This is a genomic window from Actinoplanes sp. KI2 (assembly GCF_025630775.1).
Classification (GTDB): Bacteria; Actinomycetota; Actinomycetes; order Mycobacteriales; family Micromonosporaceae; genus Actinoplanes.
Genome location: NZ_JAOSZE010000127.1, coordinates 1 through 1,094 on the forward strand (window position 1 = coordinate 1; position 1,094 = coordinate 1,094).

1 pseudogene is annotated in these 1,094 nt (G+C 68.4%); it reads right to left on the reverse strand.

Annotation, left to right across the window (positions count from 1 at the left end):
* Positions 1-1,094: pseudogene (locus tag ODJ79_RS46585) on the reverse strand (pyruvate dehydrogenase (acetyl-transferring), homodimeric type); the annotation flags it as partial.

The following is a 1,094-nucleotide window of genomic DNA, read 5'->3' on the forward strand; positions in this document are numbered from 1 at the left end:
ATCTCGTCGGACTTCTCGCCGGGGTGGTAGTACGGCGGGAGGTACGGGTTCGCCTCCAGATCCTTGTCGGGGATCTCCAGGTAGAGGCGGTCCCGGAAGCCCTTGAGGTCGTCCAGGGTCAGCTTCTTCATCTGGTGCGTCGCGTTGCGGGCCTCGAAGTGCGAGCCGAGGGTCCAGCCCTTGATCGTCTTGGCGAGGATCACGGTGGGCTGGCCGGTGTGCTCGAGCGCGGCCTTGTACGCGGCGTACAGCTTGCGGTAGTCGTGGCCGCCGCGCTTGAGGTTCCAGACCTCGTCGTCGGTCATGCCCTCGACCAGCTTGCGGGTGCGCGGGTCGCGGCCGAAGAAGTGCTCCCGCACGTACGCGCCGGACTCGCCCTTGTAGGTCTGGTAGTCGCCGTCCGGCGTGACGTTCATGAGGTTGACCAGCGCGCCGTCGCTGTCGGCGGCGAGCAGCGGGTCCCACTCGCGGCCCCAGATCACCTTGATCACGTTCCAGCCGGCGCCCCGGAAGAACGACTCCAGCTGCTGGATGATCTTGCCGTTGCCACGCACCGGGCCGTCGAGGCGCTGGAGGTTGCAGTTGATCACGAAGGTGAGGTTGTCGAGCTCCTCGCGGGCGGCCAGGCCGATCGCGCCGAGCGACTCGACCTCGTCCATCTCGCCGTCGCCCAGGAACGCCCAGACGTGCTGCTGGCTGGTGTCCTTGATGCCGCGGTTCTGCAGGTAGCGGTTGTACCGGGCCTGGTAGATGGCGTTCAGCGGGCCGAGGCCCATGCTGACCGTCGGGAACTCCCAGAAGTTCGGCATCAGCCTGGGGTGCGGGTACGACGGCAGGCCGCCACCGGGGTGGGACAGCTCCTGGCGGAACCCGTCCAGCTGGTGGGTGGTGAGCCGGCCCTCGAGGTAGGCGCGGGCGTACATGCCGGGGGAGGCGTGGCCCTGGAAGAAGATGTGGTCGCCGCCGCCCGGGTGGTCCTTGCCGCGGAAGAAGTGGTTCATGCCGACCTCGTAGAGGCTGGCGCTCGACGCGTACGTCGAGATGTGCCCGCCGACGCCGATCTCGGGCCGCTGCGCGCGGTGCACCAGCATCGC